At 51.6% G+C, this 16,176-nt stretch carries 17 protein-coding genes; 8 read left to right on the forward strand and 9 right to left on the reverse strand.

The window, feature by feature from the left end; genetic code table 11:
- The first annotated feature begins 39 nt into the window (after positions 1–39).
- The 4 genes from tsaB to rnd all read left to right on the forward strand — a co-directional run bounded on the left by tsaB (position 40) and on the right by rnd (position 4,505).
- A complete protein-coding gene (gene tsaB / locus NNO02_RS14515) occupies positions 40–735 on the forward strand; it encodes a tRNA (adenosine(37)-N6)-threonylcarbamoyltransferase complex dimerization subunit type 1 TsaB (RefSeq protein ID WP_271455107.1) in 696 nt (231 codons plus the stop codon).
- A gap of 95 nt (positions 736–830) precedes the next feature.
- Positions 831–1,415, forward strand: coding sequence for a Slp family lipoprotein (locus tag NNO02_RS14520; RefSeq protein WP_137381866.1), 585 nt, complete (start codon positions 831–833; stop codon positions 1,413–1,415).
- A gap of 204 nt (positions 1,416–1,619) precedes the next feature.
- Positions 1,620–3,305 (forward strand): long-chain-fatty-acid--CoA ligase FadD, encoded by a 1,686-nt coding sequence (fadD, locus tag NNO02_RS14525; protein WP_271441529.1) that lies wholly within the window; start codon positions 1,620–1,622, stop codon positions 3,303–3,305.
- Positions 3,306–3,389: 84 nt separating this feature from the next.
- Positions 3,390–4,505, forward strand: a complete 1,116-nt coding sequence (gene rnd / locus NNO02_RS14530; RefSeq protein WP_137381639.1) for a ribonuclease D — start codon at positions 3,390–3,392, stop codon at positions 4,503–4,505.
- A gap of 48 nt (positions 4,506–4,553) precedes the next feature.
- Here the strand turns inward: rnd and NNO02_RS14535 are convergent, their stop codons facing one another.
- The 5 genes from NNO02_RS14535 to NNO02_RS14555 all read right to left on the reverse strand — a co-directional run bounded on the left by NNO02_RS14535 (position 4,554) and on the right by NNO02_RS14555 (position 11,155).
- Entirely contained in the window at positions 4,554–5,519 is a 966-nt protein-coding gene (locus tag NNO02_RS14535; protein WP_271455108.1) for a PDR/VanB family oxidoreductase, read from the reverse strand.
- A 59-nt stretch (positions 5,520–5,578) separates the two neighbouring features.
- Positions 5,579–7,027 carry an NAD-dependent succinate-semialdehyde dehydrogenase gene (locus tag NNO02_RS14540; protein WP_271455109.1) on the reverse strand — a complete coding sequence of 483 codons (1,449 nt, stop codon included), beginning with the start codon at positions 7,025–7,027 and terminating at the stop codon, positions 5,579–5,581.
- Between the two features lie 18 nt (positions 7,028–7,045).
- Complete coding sequence (gene yeaW, locus NNO02_RS14545; protein ID WP_271455110.1) at positions 7,046–8,170, reverse strand: carnitine monooxygenase, oxygenase subunit YeaW; 1,125 nt, start codon at positions 8,168–8,170, stop codon at positions 7,046–7,048.
- Positions 8,171–8,213: 43 nt separating this feature from the next.
- Entirely contained in the window at positions 8,214–9,815 is a 1,602-nt protein-coding gene (locus tag NNO02_RS14550) for a BCCT family transporter (RefSeq protein ID WP_271441519.1), read from the reverse strand.
- A 257-nt stretch (positions 9,816–10,072) separates the two neighbouring features.
- Complete coding sequence (locus tag NNO02_RS14555) at positions 10,073–11,155, reverse strand: tartrate dehydrogenase (protein WP_271455111.1); 1,083 nt, start codon at positions 11,153–11,155, stop codon at positions 10,073–10,075.
- A 103-nt stretch (positions 11,156–11,258) separates the two neighbouring features.
- Between NNO02_RS14555 and NNO02_RS14560 the strand changes: the two genes are divergently transcribed.
- Positions 11,259–12,176, forward strand: coding sequence for a LysR family transcriptional regulator (locus tag NNO02_RS14560; protein ID WP_137345949.1), 918 nt, complete (start codon positions 11,259–11,261; stop codon positions 12,174–12,176).
- An 85-nt stretch (positions 12,177–12,261) separates the two neighbouring features.
- Here NNO02_RS14560 and minE read toward each other — a convergent pair whose 3' ends face one another.
- The 3 genes from minE to minC are packed head-to-tail and all read right to left on the reverse strand — an operon-like array spanning position 12,262 to position 14,075.
- Positions 12,262–12,528: a cell division topological specificity factor MinE gene (minE, locus tag NNO02_RS14565; RefSeq protein WP_003833739.1), complete on the reverse strand. Its 267-nt coding sequence runs from the start codon at positions 12,526–12,528 to the stop codon at positions 12,262–12,264.
- 3 nt (positions 12,529–12,531) lie between these two features.
- On the reverse strand, positions 12,532–13,344 hold the full coding sequence (minD, locus tag NNO02_RS14570; RefSeq protein ID WP_005122235.1) for a septum site-determining protein MinD: 813 nt from the start codon (positions 13,342–13,344) through the stop codon (positions 12,532–12,534).
- A 23-nt stretch (positions 13,345–13,367) separates the two neighbouring features.
- A complete protein-coding gene (minC, locus tag NNO02_RS14575) occupies positions 13,368–14,075 on the reverse strand; it encodes a septum site-determining protein MinC (protein WP_271455112.1) in 708 nt (235 codons plus the stop codon).
- A gap of 126 nt (positions 14,076–14,201) precedes the next feature.
- Here minC and NNO02_RS14580 point away from each other — a divergent pair, with 126 nt between their 5' ends.
- From NNO02_RS14580 to NNO02_RS14590, 3 genes are all read left to right on the forward strand, one after another.
- Positions 14,202–14,495, forward strand: a complete 294-nt coding sequence (locus tag NNO02_RS14580) for a YcgL domain-containing protein (RefSeq protein ID WP_137381645.1) — start codon at positions 14,202–14,204, stop codon at positions 14,493–14,495.
- A gap of 69 nt (positions 14,496–14,564) precedes the next feature.
- On the forward strand, positions 14,565–15,224 hold the full coding sequence (locus NNO02_RS14585) for a fumarylacetoacetate hydrolase family protein (RefSeq protein WP_271455113.1): 660 nt from the start codon (positions 14,565–14,567) through the stop codon (positions 15,222–15,224).
- Between the two features lie 93 nt (positions 15,225–15,317).
- Positions 15,318–15,764 carry a YcgN family cysteine cluster protein gene (locus tag NNO02_RS14590; RefSeq protein ID WP_005122244.1) on the forward strand — a complete coding sequence of 149 codons (447 nt, stop codon included), beginning with the start codon at positions 15,318–15,320 and terminating at the stop codon, positions 15,762–15,764.
- Positions 15,765–15,793: 29 nt separating this feature from the next.
- On the opposite strand, the gene NNO02_RS14595 is transcribed toward NNO02_RS14590, so the two are convergent.
- Positions 15,794–16,135, reverse strand: a complete 342-nt coding sequence (locus NNO02_RS14595; RefSeq protein WP_016153372.1) for a DUF1971 domain-containing protein — start codon at positions 16,133–16,135, stop codon at positions 15,794–15,796.
- Positions 16,136–16,176: the final 41 nt, after the last annotated feature.

Consider the following 16,176-nt stretch of genomic DNA (forward strand, 5'->3'; position numbering starts at 1 on the left):
AGATGCGCGCCAAATTTATTGATCTGATCACAAATACCCATGCGAATTCTGGCTATCGATACCGCCACAGAGGCGTGCTCTGTTGCCCTGTGGAATGACGGTACTATCAAGGCTCACTTCGAGCTTTGCCCACGAGAACATACCCAACGAATTTTGCCGATGGTCCAGGATATCCTGGCCGCTGGCGATTTAACGCTCACCGATATTGATGCCCTGGCATTTGGTCGCGGCCCCGGCAGTTTCACTGGTGTACGCATCGGTATTGGTATCGCTCAGGGGCTGGCGCTAGGGGCGAATTTACCGATGATCGGGGTTTCTACTCTGATGACAATGGCACAGGGTGCCTGGCGTAAATCCGGTGCGACACGCGTGCTGGCAGCGATTGATGCTCGTATGGGTGAAGTTTACTGGGCTGAATACCAGCGTGATGATGATGGCATCTGGCACGGCGAAGAGACAGAAGCGGTGCTAACGCCGGAGCAGGTACACGATCGCCTGCTGCAGCTTTCTGGCGACTGGGTAACCGTTGGCACGGGTTGGCCAGCCTGGCCTGAACTCGGCAAAGACAGTGGTCTGACGCTGAACGATGGCGACGTATTGCTTCCAGCTGCAGAAGATATGCTGCCTGTCGCGACGCAAATGCTGGCATGCGGCAAGACCGTGGCTGTTGAACATGCTGAACCGGTTTATTTACGTAACACCGTGGCGTGGAAGAAACTTCCTGGTAAAGAATGAATCTTAGTAGTAAATCCCCCGGTTAATACGAACAGCCGCCGATGTGCAGTTGTCTGAACGTGCCGGGGCAGGCGCTAAGAAAAGGGAGTCGCAACATGGTGGTCCAAAAGCAGTTAATGAAAGGTGTACTGGCAGGCGTATTGGCGTTATCGCTAAGCGGCTGTGTCACCATCCCGGATGCGATTAAAGGTTCGAGCCCGACACCGCAGCAGGATCTGGTGCGAGTGATGAATGCGCCGCAGTTGTACGTCGGACAAGAAGCACGTTTTGGCGGTAAGGTGGTGGATATTCAAAACCAGCAGGGGAAATCCCGACTGGAGATCGCCACTATGCCGCTCGATAGCGGGGCACGACCGATTCTGGGCGAAGCGTCACGCGGGCGGATTTATGCCGATGTTAACGGCTTCCTCGACCCGGTAGATTTTCGTGGTCAACTGGTCACTGTAGTCGGACCCATTAGCGGAACAGTGGACGGAAAAATTGGTAGTACACCGTATAAGTTCATGCTGATGCAGGTAACTGGTTATAAACGCTGGCATATTACCCAGCAGATTGTGATGCCTCCGCAGCCGATTGACCCCTGGTTCTACGGTGCGCGTGGCTGGCCTTACGGTGGCTACGGCGGATGGGGATGGTACAATCCCGGCCCCGCACAGGTTCAGACGATAGTAACAGAGTAACTCTTTGTTTTAATGGTAAAAGAAACAGCGGCTCGTCCGCTGTTTCTGCATTAACGTGGATATAAGAAAAATAAATAGTGACGTGCTTCGCAACCTTGTCGTTGTGTAATAAACAAACTGGTACGCTGAGTTAATATTATGTTAACAGTTTGTTTATTGCCTGGGGTTGTGATGACGACGAATACGCATTTTAGAGGTGATGTATTGAAAAAGGTTTGGCTTAACCGTTATCCCGCAGGTGTTCCCGCGGAGATCAATCCTGACCGTTATCAATCCCTGGTGGAACTCTTCGAACACTCAGTAAGGCGCTATGCCGATCAGCCTGCGTTTATGAACATGGGGGAGGTGATGACCTTCCGCAAGCTCGAAGAGCGCAGTCGGGCATTTGCGGCTTATTTGCAACAAGGACTTGGACTGAAAAAGGGCGATCGCGTGGCACTGATGATGCCCAACCTGTTGCAATATCCTGTTGCACTGTTTGGGATTTTACGTGCCGGCATGATTGTGGTGAACGTTAACCCGCTGTACACGCCACGCGAGCTGGAGCATCAGCTCAACGATAGCGGTGCGTCGGCGATCGTCATCGTCTCTAACTTTGCTCACACGCTGGAGAAAGTGGTCGATAAGACCTCGGTTCAACACGTGATTCTGACGCGTATGGGCGATCAGTTGTCGACCGCGAAAGGGACGCTGGTTAACTTCGTCGTGAAGTATATCAAGCGTCTGGTGCCAAAATATCACCTGCCGGATGCCATCTCATTTCGCAGTGCGCTGCAAAACGGCTACCGCATGCAGTATGTAAAGCCGGAAGTCGTGTCTGAAGATTTGGCTTTTCTGCAGTATACCGGTGGTACCACCGGCGTGGCGAAAGGCGCAATGCTTACGCACCGTAACATGCTGGCTAACCTGGAGCAGGTTAACGCCACTTACGGACCATTGCTGCATCCGGGTAAAGAGCTGGTGGTGACGGCGCTACCGCTGTATCACATTTTCGCGCTCACCATGAACTGCCTGCTGTTTATTGAACTGGGTGGGCAAAACCTGCTGATCACTAACCCGCGTGATATTCCGGGGCTGGTGAAAGAGCTGGCAAAATACCCGTTTACCGCGATGACCGGCGTCAATACGTTGTTTAACGCGTTGCTGAATAACAAAGAGTTCCAGCAACTGGACTTTTCGTCGTTGCACCTGTCTGCAGGGGGCGGAATGCCCGTTCAGCAGGCGGTGGCAGAACGCTGGGTGAAGCTGACCGGCCAATATCTGCTGGAAGGTTATGGTCTGACCGAATGTGCTCCACTGGTAAGCGTTAACCCGCACGATATCGACTATCATAGCGGCAGTATCGGGTTACCGGTTCCGTCTACCGAGGTCAAACTGGTGGATGATGACGACAATGAGGTTCCGCCGGGAGAGCCGGGCGAACTGTGTGTTAAAGGACCGCAGGTGATGTTGGGCTACTGGCAGCGCCCGGATGCGACCGATGAAATTGTCAAAAATGGCTGGTTGCACACGGGCGATATCGCAGTAATGGACGACGAAGGCTTCCTGCGTATTGTCGATCGTAAGAAAGATATGATTCTGGTGTCGGGTTTTAACGTTTATCCGAACGAAATTGAAGACGTAGTCATGCAGCACCCTGGCGTTCAGGAAGTGGCCGCTGTCGGCGTACCGTCGGGCAGCAGCGGTGAGGCGGTAAAAATCTTTGTGGTGAAGAAGGATGCTTCGTTAACCGATGAAGCGCTGGTTACTTTTTGCCGTCGTCATCTGACAGGCTACAAAGTTCCGAAACTGGTGGAATTCCGTGATGAGTTGCCGAAATCTAACGTCGGTAAAATTTTGCGACGAGAATTACGTGACGAAGCCCGCAGCAAAGTGGACAATAAAGGCTGAGCGTTAAGACAGCCAGCAGAAAACGCCGGATAATCCGGCGTTTTTTTTGGCGAAAACCTAAGAGAGCACGATTTGAATTATCAAATGATCACTACGGACGACGCGTTAGCCACGCTGTGCGAAGCCGTCCGTGAATTTCCGGCGATAGCCCTGGATACAGAATTTGTTCGCACGCGTACCTACTACCCGCAGTTGGGGCTGATCCAGCTGTTTGATGGCAAACACGTTGCTCTGATTGACCCGCTAGGGATCACCGACTGGTCGCCGCTGCGCGATATCCTGCGTGACACTGCGATCACTAAATTTCTGCATGCCGGAAGTGAAGACCTGGAAGTGTTTCTCAACACGTTCGGTGAACTCCCGCAACCACTGATCGATACACAGATTCTGGCCGCCTTTTGTGGACGCCCGCTGTCGTGGGGCTTTGCTGCGATGGTGGAAGAATTCACCGGGGTGGCGCTGGATAAAAGTGAATCACGCACCGACTGGCTGGCCAGACCGCTGACTGAGCGGCAGTGCGAGTATGCGGCGGCAGATGTCTGGTATTTATTACCGATCACCACAAAACTGATGGCAGAAACGGATGCGTCCGGCTGGTTGCCCGCTGCGCTGGACGAATGTCGTTTGATGCAACAGCGTCGTCAGGAAATTCTGGCACCTGAAGATGCGTGGCGAGAAATTACCAATGCCTGGCAGCTGCGTACCCGTCAGCTCGCTTGCCTGCAACTCCTGGCCGACTGGCGGTTACGCAAAGCGCGTGAGCGTGATCTGGCAGTGAACTTCGTGGTGCGCGAAGAACATCTGTGGGCGGTTGCCCGCTATATGCCGGGAAGTCTGGGAGAACTGGATAGCCTGGGCCTCTCAGGTAGTGAAATTCGCTTCCATGGCAAGACGCTGATTTCACTGGTCGAGAAAGCGCAGGCAATGCCGGAGGAAGCATTGCCGCAACCGTTGCTGAATCTGATGGATATGCCGGGTTATCGCAAGGCATTCAAAGCCATTAAAGCCCTGGTGGCCGACGTGAGTGCGGAGCAGAATCTTAGTGTGGAACTCCTTGCTTCGCGTCGTCAAATCAACCAGTTGCTAAACTGGCACTGGAAATTAAAGCCGCAGGCGTCCCTGCCGGAGCTGATTTCCGGTTGGCGTGGCGAACTGATGGCCGACCGCCTCAAGGCGCTGCTGCTGGACTATCCGCAGTAAGCGATCAGGCCGACCGGGTAGTCCATCGCTTATCCGGTCGGTAAAATTCTACAAATCTAGCACCAGGCGTTTGCCTTTGGCGCGTGAACAGCAGATAAGCATGCTCTGCTGGCTGGCTTTTTCGTCGTCGCTAAAGTATTGATCGCGGTGATCCGCTTCCCCTTCAAGAATCGCCGTCTCGCAGGTACCGCACACGCCTTCACGGCACAGACACTCGACTCTGGCAGCTTTGTTATTTTCGATAACCTGCAGAATAGTCATCTCTTGCGGAACGACAAACTCACGTCCGGAACGTGCCAGCACGAGGGTGAACGCATCACCGCTCTTATTCTCTAGCGCAAATTGCTCAAAATGCAGCGTATTGTTATCCAGACCGTGGCGTGTGGCCTCGCTTCTTACGGCATCGTTAAGCACGGCCGGGCCGCAGGTATAAATGTGGGTGCCGGGTTCTACATCGGCAAGCAGACGTGCCAGGTCGAGGCGTGTGCCTTCGCTCGAAAGATGCAGATGAATGCGATCGGCCTGGTGGTGCTGTTTCAGTTCATCATGAAACGCGCAGTTTTCCGGGCTGGGTGAGCAGTAATGTAGCTGCCACTCTGCCTGGGCATTTTCGAGTTCCGGGATCTGCGACAGGAAGGGCGTAATACCAATGCCACCAGCAATTAACAGATGCTTTTGCGCCTGCGGTTCGAGGGCGAAAAGATTATTGGGCGTGGAAATCGTCAGCGTATCGCCGGGTTTGACCTGCTGATGCAGGTATCGTGAACCGCCTTTGGAATTCTCCTCCAGGCGCACAGCAATTTGCCAGGTGCGGGTATCCAACGGTGAGCTCATCAACGAGTACGCGTTGCTATAGAGATTTTCGCCATCGCGCATTTGCACGATAATATGGCTGCCTCCCTGGAACGCAGGCAACAGATCGCCTGAGGCAGCCGTTAAGGTGAAGCGCTTTACATGCGCGGTAATCGTTTCAATCTGACTGACCTGAACTTCTCGCATTTGATATTCAGACATTGCGGCACTCCCTAAAAAATCTGTCCGGCGCGGGTTACCCGCCACGCCGGAATCTGTCGTTACAGCCCCTGGCAGAGATATTTCATTTCCAGGTAATCTTCGATACCGTGTTCGGAACCTTCTCGCCCCAACCCTGACTGCTTCACACCACCGAAAGGGGCGACTTCATTCGAGATCAGTCCGGTATTTATACCGACCATGCCATACTCCAGTTGCTCAGAAACACGCCAGATGCGCGCGGCATCATTGCTGTAGAAGTAGGATGCCAGTCCATAAATGGTGTCATTTGCCTGGCGGATCACATCCTGTTCATCTTCAAATTTCACCAGCGCGGCGACCGGTCCGAATATCTCTTCCTGGAGCAACTGCGTGCCCGGCTGCACGTTACCGATGACGGTGGGCGTAAAATAGTGTCCTCCCAGCGCATGGCGCTGACCTCCGGTTAACAACGTGGCGCCCCGCGTCAACGCGTCATCGAGAAGCGACTGCACTTTGTCTACGGCAGCGGTATTGATTAGCGGACCGATTTGTACGCCGGGTTGCTCACCGTTGCCGACTTTCAGAGCGGCGACCCGGGCCACGAATTTCTCACAAAACGCGTCATAAACAGCCTGATGAATGTAAAAACGGTTCACGCAAACGCAGGTTTGTCCGGCATTGCGGAATTTAGCCACCAGCGCGCCTTCAACGGCTTTGTCGAGATCCGCGTCCTCAAATACGATAAACGGCGCGTTGCCGCCCAGCTCCAGTGAGACCTTTTTGATAGAATCGGAACACTGACGCATCAGTACTCGCCCTACCTCGGTAGAGCCGGTAAACGACAGTTTGCGTACGCGATCGTCAGCGGTGAACACTGCACCAATTTCGCGAGACTTTCCGGTCACGACATTGATAACACCCGCCGGAATACCGGCCTGACGTGCAAGTTCTGCCAGCGCCAGAGCGGTAAACGGTGTTTCGTTGGCCGGTTTTACTACCATCGTACAACCTGCGGCCAGCGCGGGGCCGGCTTTGCGGGTGATCATTGCCGCAGGGAAGTTCCATGGCGTAATTGCCGCGCAGACTCCGATACCCTGGCGGATTACCATCAACCGCTTATCCGCCGCAGGTGAGGGGATAATCTCGCCATTAGTGCGTTTAGCCTGCTCGGCAAACCACTCAATAAACGACGCGGCATAGACAATCTCTCCTTCCGCCTCAGCCAGCGGCTTGCCCTGCTCGACGGTCATGATTTGCGCCAGCGCCGTTTTGTTGTCGAGAATTAAATGATGCCAGGCTTTAAGCAACGTGGAACGTTGGGCTGCGGTCATTGCTCGCCAGGCCGGTAGCGCCTGAGATGCGGCATCAATGGCGTGTTGCGCCTCTGACGTTCCCATGTTGGGAATTTGCCCCAGAACGGCCCCTGTTGCCGGGTTGCTGACTGACAACGTGTTACTGTCATCGGCATCACACCAGTGTCCGGCGATAAACGCCTGCTGGCGAAAAAGTGAAGTCTGAAAAACAGTCATAACGAACTCCTTCGCGGATTAATCCTTAAACACCTGAGCGACCAGATTATGGAAATGGGCAATGCCATGTTCGGAGATTCCGCTACCGCTGGTATCTGCCATAATGCGTCCCTGTCCACGATAGCCACGTGATTTCAGACCTTTTTGTACGCTCTCAACCAGGCGTAAATCCTCAGGGCGGAAGACATTGCGATACCATTCGATCAGCGCTTTTTGCTCTTCGGTCAGCTCTTCATTAGTGAAATAGATGTCGTAGTTTTGCAGTGTGGTTTCTGCATCCACCGGGAATTCATAAATAACGGTCATCATGCCTTTGATTGGCGTGACGTTGAGCATGGTGCACGGCCACAACCAGAAGCCGTGGAACGCAGCATCAACACCTTCTTCGAACTTAAACGACTGCTCAGAGGGTTTGGCAAAACCGTATTGCAGCGTCCAGTTGCCGTGCATGGTATGCCAGTAACGGTCAACCTGTACTGAGTCGGAAAAACCTGGATGGGCCGGACCGCAGTGGTAGCACTCCAGATAGTTATCAACGATATTTTTCCAGTTGGCCGGCGTGCGGGTAGTGAAACGCGCGGCGAGCTTTAGATCGTGCACGTCAGGGCAGGCCTCGACGACTTTGGCTGCCAGTCCCGGAAGCTGTTCTTCAACGCTACCGGCGTTCGGGTCCATATTGATGAAGACAAAACCGGCATATTCTTCGAGTCGTACTGGTGTCAGATGAGCCTTCTCACTGTCAAAGTTAGCGACGTTTTCACAGTTACGGGCATGCGCCAGATTGCCATCAAGTTTGAACGCCCACGCGTGGTAGGGGCAGGTAATCACGTTTTTGGCTTTCCCTTCGCCGCTCAGCAGTTGATGACCACGATGCGGGCAGACATTGTAGAAAGCGCGCAGTACATTATCGCGACCACGTACCAGTACGATGTTCTCACCAATCACTTCACGTGTGACATAGTCATTTGGCTTTGCCAGTTCGCTGCTGTGGGCAACACAAATCCAGCTTTTGGCAAACACGTTCTCTTGCTCGTGTTCAAAAGCCTGCTGGTCGGTATAGAACCGTGCCGGGATAGTCCAGGCGTCCTGCGGATTGGCACAAAAATTTTGCGGCAGAATAAACTCAGGGCTCAGATTGCTCATTGGATTACCTTTAATTTGTGAGTAAGAGGTTTTTTACTGGCGCTTAATTGCCGCCTTTGAGTAGTGTCCCGGCCGGTGGCGTGACAGGTGCGTCGACCGGTGCTTCGGGAAGATGACTTTCAATTTGGTGAGCAGGAACATGGGCATAGTCCTGCCGTACCCAGCGAAGAAAACCGCCGACCTTCACCAACAGGATGGCGAGGAAGGGAAGGGCGGTCAGAACCACCGTGGTCTTCATTGTTTCCAGAGACGCGCCGGTGAATAAAATGGATAATGGAATCAAAGTGATGACTACACACCAGAACAGACGTAAGCCACGTTCAGGATCTTCTCCTTCCTGTAGGTTACGTGTGCTGGTGGCTGCCATGGTGTAGGCCACAGCATCCATATGCGAGGCAAGGAAAATAATCATGATGGCCAGATATGCGACCAGGAACAGCTTCCCGGCTGGCAATGACATCAGTACCTGCTGCACCGCCGTTTCGCCGCCCTGTGTTGCCATGATCTGCGGGATATCAATCACGCCATTGACAAACTGGTGGATAGAGTAGCTCTCCATCACCCCGAAGAAGAACCAACAGCCGACGGTACTGCCAAGGATTAATGCCCAGATAACTTCTTTGATTTTGCGCCCGCGAGAAACGCGCGTCACAAACATAGCGACGCCTGGGGTGTAGGAGATCCACCACAGCCAGTAGAACACTGTCCAGTTGCGGGTAAATTCACCGTTACCGAGCGGGTCGGTAAACAGGCTCATTTGCAAAAAGTTTTGTGTCGTCAGGCCGATAGCGTTGATGATGTTATTGGTGATGAACTCGGTTGGGCCGACAATCAGTACGACCAATGGCAGTAAAAATGCCCCCCAGCCCACCATCTTGCTCAGACGTTGCAGACCATTGTTGATGCCAATCCAGGAGCTGAGACAGAAGATGCCGCCAGAGAACAGAATCACAAAGGCTTGCACTGTAAAGTTATCCGGTAAACCGGTAAGCGCTGATAAACCACGGGTGAAGGTTGCAGCGGTAACGACCAGGGAGATGGTTAACGCGCCGACGGTGGCGATCAGGAACATCAAATCGACCAGTCTTCCCCATACGCCCTGTGGATGAACGCCGGTGATAGCAGCAATTATCCCGGACAGGCTCAACCCTTTGTTTTTACGCACATGGAAATGGTAGGCCATGGTTAACGAGGCCAGTGTGTAGGTCGCCCACGCGCTGATCCCCCAATGGAAAAAGGAATAGGGCAGACTGAATTCCAGCGCTTTTTGTGAGTGTGGGGCGATGTTCAGACCCGGTGTTTGGTAGTAATAGGCCCATTCAGCAACACCCCAGTAGAGCGTGGAGGAGCCTAATCCAGCGCAAATAAACATAAACAGCCAGGAAAGCGTACTGTATTCTGCTTTACCTTCACCGAGGCGAATATTGCCGTATTTGCTGGTGGCCAGATAGACAACCAGCCCCATAGCCATGAGGACCAGGATCTGAACGGCAGAACCCAGCATGCGAGTGACACCGTTAAAAATGGTATTCGCTACTTGTGCAGACTGCTGAGGGAAGAGACTGAGTGTGGCGGCGATAAAAAGAATAGCCACCAGGCTGATGGCTATCAGTGGCACATCTTTTTTCTTTACGTTGCTCAACATGGATGATCTCCTGGGCATAGTCGCCCGCGTTTGGCATTAGCCTGTCGTTGTTATCATGCTGTAGGGTAAGATTTTGTTGCTTCATATTTAACAATTTTATTATTTGTTCTTTACAGGAATTAAACAATTGCCTGATGCGTGAAGCAATAAAACACGGAACGGAAATAATAAAAAGTGAATTCACGCAGGTTATTTGACGTACAGAACACATAAAAAAACCGCGTCAGTGACGCGGCTCATATTTCGTGGTTTGACCTCTAACGCAGTGCCCGGCAGATAGCGTCACCTACCTGTTGAGTGCTGGCATTGCCTTTCATATCCGGCGTTTTAGGGCCGCTGGCAATAACCTGTTCAATCGCGGCCAGAATGCCATCGTGGGCGGCCTGATAATTCGCATCGCCGTTGCCAAGGAAATCCAGCATCATCGCACCAGCCCAGATAGTGGCAATTGGGTTAGCAATATTCTTGCCGTAGATATCCGGGGCCGAACCGTGGACCGGTTCGAACAACGATGGGAAGGTCCGTTCCGGATTTAAGTTTGCTGAGGGGGCAATGCCAATCGTGCCAGTGCAGGCTGGCCCTAAATCGGACAGGATGTCGCCAAACAGGTTAGAGGCGACCACCACGTCAAAACGCTCCGGTTGCATGACAAAACGGGCGCACAGAATGTCGATATGCTGTTTATCCCAGCGGATTTCAGGGTACTGGGCAGCCATTGCTTCAACACGCTCATCCCAGTAAGGCATGCTAATGGCAAGGCCGTTTGATTTAGTGGCCGAGGTCAGTGTCTTACGCGGACGGCTCTGTGCCAGTTCAAACGCGTAACGCAAAATGCGATCAACGCCACGACGCGTGAAGACCGACTCCTGAATGACCACTTCATGTTCGGTACCCTCGCTTACGCGCCCGCCCAGTGAAGAATACTCGCCTTCGGTGTTTTCACGCACAACGTAGAAATCAATGTCGCCGGGTTTCTTACCCGCCAATGGGCAAGGAACACCAGGAAACAGGCGTACCGGACGCAGGTTGACGTATTGATCGAACTCCCGACGAAACTTGAGTAACGAGCCCCATAGTGAGATGTGATCCGGTACAGTGTCCGGCCAGCCGACGGCACCAAAGTAGATAGCATCGAAGGATTTCAACTGTTCATGCCAGTCATCCGGCATCATCTTGCCGTGATGCGTATAGTACTCGCAACTGGCCCATTCTATTTGCTCAAAGCTGAGCGACAGGTCCCAGCGTTCGGCGGCTGCCTGTAACACATGAATGCCTTCAGGCAGGACTTCTTTACCAATGCCATCTCCGGGGATAGCGGCAATACGACAGGTTTTCTTCATAGCAGCTCTCACTTGTACGCCATCAAAATTGACTTTCCCCTTATCCTATAATTGACTGATTAATAGTTAATCCCTCCAACTGGTGAAACATAAAACACAGATCATGAATAATCTGCCGCTGTTAAATGATTTACGCGTCTTTATGCTGGTTGCCCGCCGCGCGGGTTTTGCCGCGGTTGCTGAGGAGCTAGGCGTTTCACCCGCTTTTATCAGTAAGCGTGTTGCGTTGCTGGAACAGACACTGAACGTGGTGTTGTTACACCGTACAACACGGCGTGTCACCATCACGGAGGAAGGGGAACGGATCTACGAATGGGCCCAGCGGATCCTGCAGGATGTGGATCAGATGATGGATGAGCTGTCTGATGTCCGGCAGATCCCGCAGGGGATGTTACGTATTATCAGCAGCTTTGGTTTTGGTCGCCGTGTCGTGGCTCCAGCGTTGTCAGCGCTGGCAAAAGAGTATCCGCAGTTGGAGTTGCGGTTTGACGTTGAGGATCGGTTAGTCGATCTGGTTAATGAAGGTGTCGATCTTGATATTCGTATCGGGGATGACATTGCACCCAATTTGATCGCACGTAAGCTGGCGACCAATTACCGAATATTGTGCGCATCACCCGAGTTTGTGGCGCAGCACGGTACACCGAAACAACTGAACGATCTGTCCACGTTGCCCTGCCTGGTGATTAAAGAGCGCGATCATCCATTTGGCATTTGGCAAATGCGTAACAAAGAGGGCGTGCACTCGATTAAGGTGACGGGGCCGCTCTCCTCCAATCATGGCGAAGTTGTTCACCAATGGTGTGTGGATGGTCAGGGGATTGCGCTACGTTCATGGTGGGATGTCTGCGATAACATCGCCAGTGGGCATCTGGTTCATATATTGCCTGACTATTATCAACCAGCAAATATTTGGGCTGTTTATGTGTCACGTCTGGCGACGTCGGCAAAAATCCGTATTACCGTGGAGTATTTACGTCGCTATTTTGCTGAGAACTACCCGAAGTTCAGTTTGGAATAAATGGGGGGGAGTCCGGACTATGATCAGAAATAAAAAAGGCAGAATAATCTGCCTTTTTTCAACCATGACTTATTTACAAAAGACGTTATTTAGACTCTTCTGCTTCAGGTAAAGTCACGTTAAGTTCAAGGATAGAAATATCGCCGTCTTTTTGTTCAAGCTGTACGGTGACCATTTCAGGATCAATTTGTACATACTTACAGATAACGTCGAGAATATCTTTCCTCAACTGCGGTAAATAATGCGGCTCGGCGTCGCTACGACGACGTTCCGCAACAATAATCTGCAGTCGCTCTTTAGCGATGTTCGCTGTGCTCTTTTTCCGCGAGAGAAAAAAATCCAGTAATGCCATAACTTATCCTCCGAACAGGCGTTTGAGGAAACCTTTCTTCTCTTCTTCAATGAAGCGGAAAGGACGTTCTTCTCCCAACAGACGGTCTACGGTATCAGCATAGGCTTTGCCGGCATCAGCATTGATGTCGAGAATAACCGGCTCACCCTGGTTAGACGCGCGCAGGACTGACTGATCTTCAGGAATCACGCCAACCAGCTTGATTCGCAGAATTTCCAGTACGTCTTCCATGCTGAGCATGTCACCTTTATTTACGCGGCCAGGGTTATAGCGCGTAAGCAGCAGATGCTCTTTAATCGGATCTTCACCATTTTCAGCGCGACGAGATTTCGACGCCAGAATACCCAGAATACGGTCAGAGTCACGTACAGAAGACACTTCCGGGTTGGTGGTAATAATGGCTTCGTCGGCAAAATACAGGGCCATCAACGCACCGGTCTCAATACCTGCCGGAGAGTCGCAGACGATGAAGTCAAAATCCATCGCTTTCAGATCGTCCAGAACTTTCGCGACGCCTTCACGGGTCAGCGCGTCTTTATCACGAGTCTGTGAGGCCGGAAGAATAAAGAGATTTTCGGTACGTTTATCTTTGATCAACGCCTGATTTAACGACGCATCGCCCTGAATAACGTTGACGAAGTCATAAACGACGCGACGTTCACAACCCATAATCAAATCAAGGTTACGCAGGCCGATATCAAAATCAATAACGACAGTTTTCTTTCCCTTCTGGGCCAAACCTGTAGCGATGGCCGCGCTGGAGGTGGTTTTGCCAACGCCCCCTTTACCCGAAGTAACAACAATAATGCGTGCCATAGAAATTCCTTGTTAAAAAGGGATCAATTCAACGGTTGAACTGTCAAAGCGTTCTCTGCCAATTGCAGACGTGCCGCTTTGCCATAAAATTCTGCTGGGATTTTATCACTCAGCCAATAAACACCTGCGATAGACACCAGTTCTGCCGTCAGGTGGGTACAGAAAATTTGCGCTTCCCGATCGCCGCTTGCGCCCGCCAGAGCACGGCCTCTCATCATGCCATAAACGTGAATATTGCCATCAGCGATAAGCTCTGCGCCCGCACTGACGTGACTTGTAACAATCAGATCACATTGTGGAGCATAAATACGCTGACCGGAACGAACCGGTACATTTATTAATCGTGTTTTTGTGATGGGAGTAACGTTTTGTGGCGGTGCGGCAGGTACCGGAGCTTCAACAGGTGCGGAACGAATGGCTTTTTCTTTACCTTCTGTCAGTAAAGGAAGACCCATTTCGTCGATTTCTGCCTTAAGTTTTGCATCCTTGCATCCGCTAACACCAATAATGCGCAGACCCGTGGACGTGATGACTTTTTGCAGCGCCGACCAGTTTACCGGGCTTTCAAGGCCACTCACGTTGATCACCACGGGAGCATGTTTTAAAAATGCAGGTGCCTGCGCGATTTTGTCTTCCAACGCCTGACGAATAACCTCGGGTTCTGCTTCATGTAAGTGAACCACTGATAAGGTGAAGCTACTGCCTTTAAGCTCGATTGGCGTGTTTGACATCCTGGCCTTACTCAATTTGCTATTTATCATCCCCAGTGCGGGGTGATATTCCGAAGACTATAAGGCATGTTATAGTCAGTATTATATTGAGGCAAGCCACCATTCCGTGAATTCAGAGTAAAAGATATGTTTTGTGTGATCTACCGAAGCAGCAAACGTGACCAGACCTATTTATATGTCGAAAAAAAAGACGATTTCTCGCGTGTTCCTGAAGAACTGATGAAAGGATTTGGTCAGCCAAAGCTGGCAATGATTTTACCGCTTGATGGTCGTAAAAAACTGGTTAATGCCGATCTTGAAAAAGTAAAACAGGCACTAACCGAGCAGGGCTATTATTTACAAATACCACCGCCGCCTGAGGATTTACTCAAACAGCATTTATCTGCGGTAAAACAAAATACACCAGACGCTAAACGTTAAACTGCATCCGGCAGCAGCATGTCTCATCGATGCAGTACCTGAAATCTATGACTACGTTAGGGGAAAGTAATGTATCAACATCATAACTGGCATGGTGCTCTGCTGGATTACCCGGTGAGCAAAGTGGTTTGCGTAGGTAGCAATTATGCAAACCATATTAAAGAAATGGGGGGAACAACGCCGGAAGAGCCGGTGTTGTTTATTAAGCCTGAAACTGCGCTGTGCGATTTGCGCCAACCGTTGGTCATCCCGGCGGATATGGGTTCCGTTCATCACGAAGTTGAACTGGCCGTGCTGATCGGCGCAAACCTGCGCCAGGCGACAGAAGAGCATGTACGCAAAGCCATTGCTGGCTATGGTGTGGCGCTGGACCTGACCCTGCGCGATATCCAGGGCAAAATGAAAAAGGCGGGTCAGCCGTGGGAAAAAGCGAAGAGTTTTGACAATTCTTGCCCGCTGTCGGGGTTTATTCCGGTCGCGGAATTTAACGGCGATCCGCAGGATACTCAGCTCGGATTAACGGTGAACGGCGAAGTGCGCCAGCAGGGCACTACGGCGGATATGATCCATCATATTGTTCCATTGATTGCTTACATGAGCCGATTCTTCACGCTTAGAGCCGGTGATGTGGTACTGACCGGGACGCCAGCAGGCGTTGGGCCGTTACACAGCGGTGATGAGCTGGCTATCCGTTTCCATGGTCAGACACTAACCACCCGGGTGCTGTAATCTCTGCTTGCCGCCTATTTCGGGCGGCAAAACTTGCATCAACGTGCCAGACTGGTTATAAGGTGCAGCTTTAGTGAAATAGCGGATACCCTGATGAGCGACATACCTTTCTGGCAAAGTAAAACCCTTGATGAAATGACCGATGCCGAGTGGGAGTCATTATGTGATGGGTGCGGCCAATGTTGTCTGCATAAGCTTATGGATGAAGACACTGACGAAATCTACTTTACCAACGTCGCGTGTAAGCAACTCAATATCAAAACCTGCCAGTGCCGTAATTATGAACGTCGATTCGAATACGAGCCCGATTGCATCAAACTCACGCGTGATAACCTGCCAACCTTTGAATGGTTGCCGATGACCTGCGCTTATCGTTTATTAGCGGAAGGGAAAGGGTTACCGGACTGGCACCCATTGCTGACGGGGTCAAAGGCGGCAATGCACGGTGAGCGTATTTCAGTACGCCATATCGCGGTGAAAGAATCAGAAGTGCGTGACTGGCAGGACCATATATTGAACAAACCTTCATGGGCGGACTAATCCGCCCATCGATTAACAGGCGTTAAGGATTAAGACTTTTTCGCCTGATACATCTCATCACTATGGTTGTCATCTTCAACCCAGAAATTAATGTTGAACTGCGCATCGTCGCTTAATTCAACGCGATGCCAGTACTGCGGTGGGCTGGTCGCGAACTGTCCGGCATTAATGACCACTTTTACTTCAGGTTCTTTTGCGTCTTCATTGGCAAAGCCGTAATACGTTACAGTGCCTTCCATCACACAGAGTTGCCCAAAAACGCCCGCTGCTGTGTTGTGGTGAGAAAGCAGAGCGGCCGGGACATTGTCTTTCGTAAAGAAGGGAGTAGAGCGTTTAACTTTCCAGTTTGCCGGGATGCGTAAATGGGACATAAGACATCTCCTTTATGGGGCACCTATAAGATGTATTTAAT

It is taken from the genome of Citrobacter sp. Awk 2, assembly GCF_028069815.1.
Lineage (GTDB): Bacteria > Pseudomonadota > Gammaproteobacteria > Enterobacterales > Enterobacteriaceae > Citrobacter.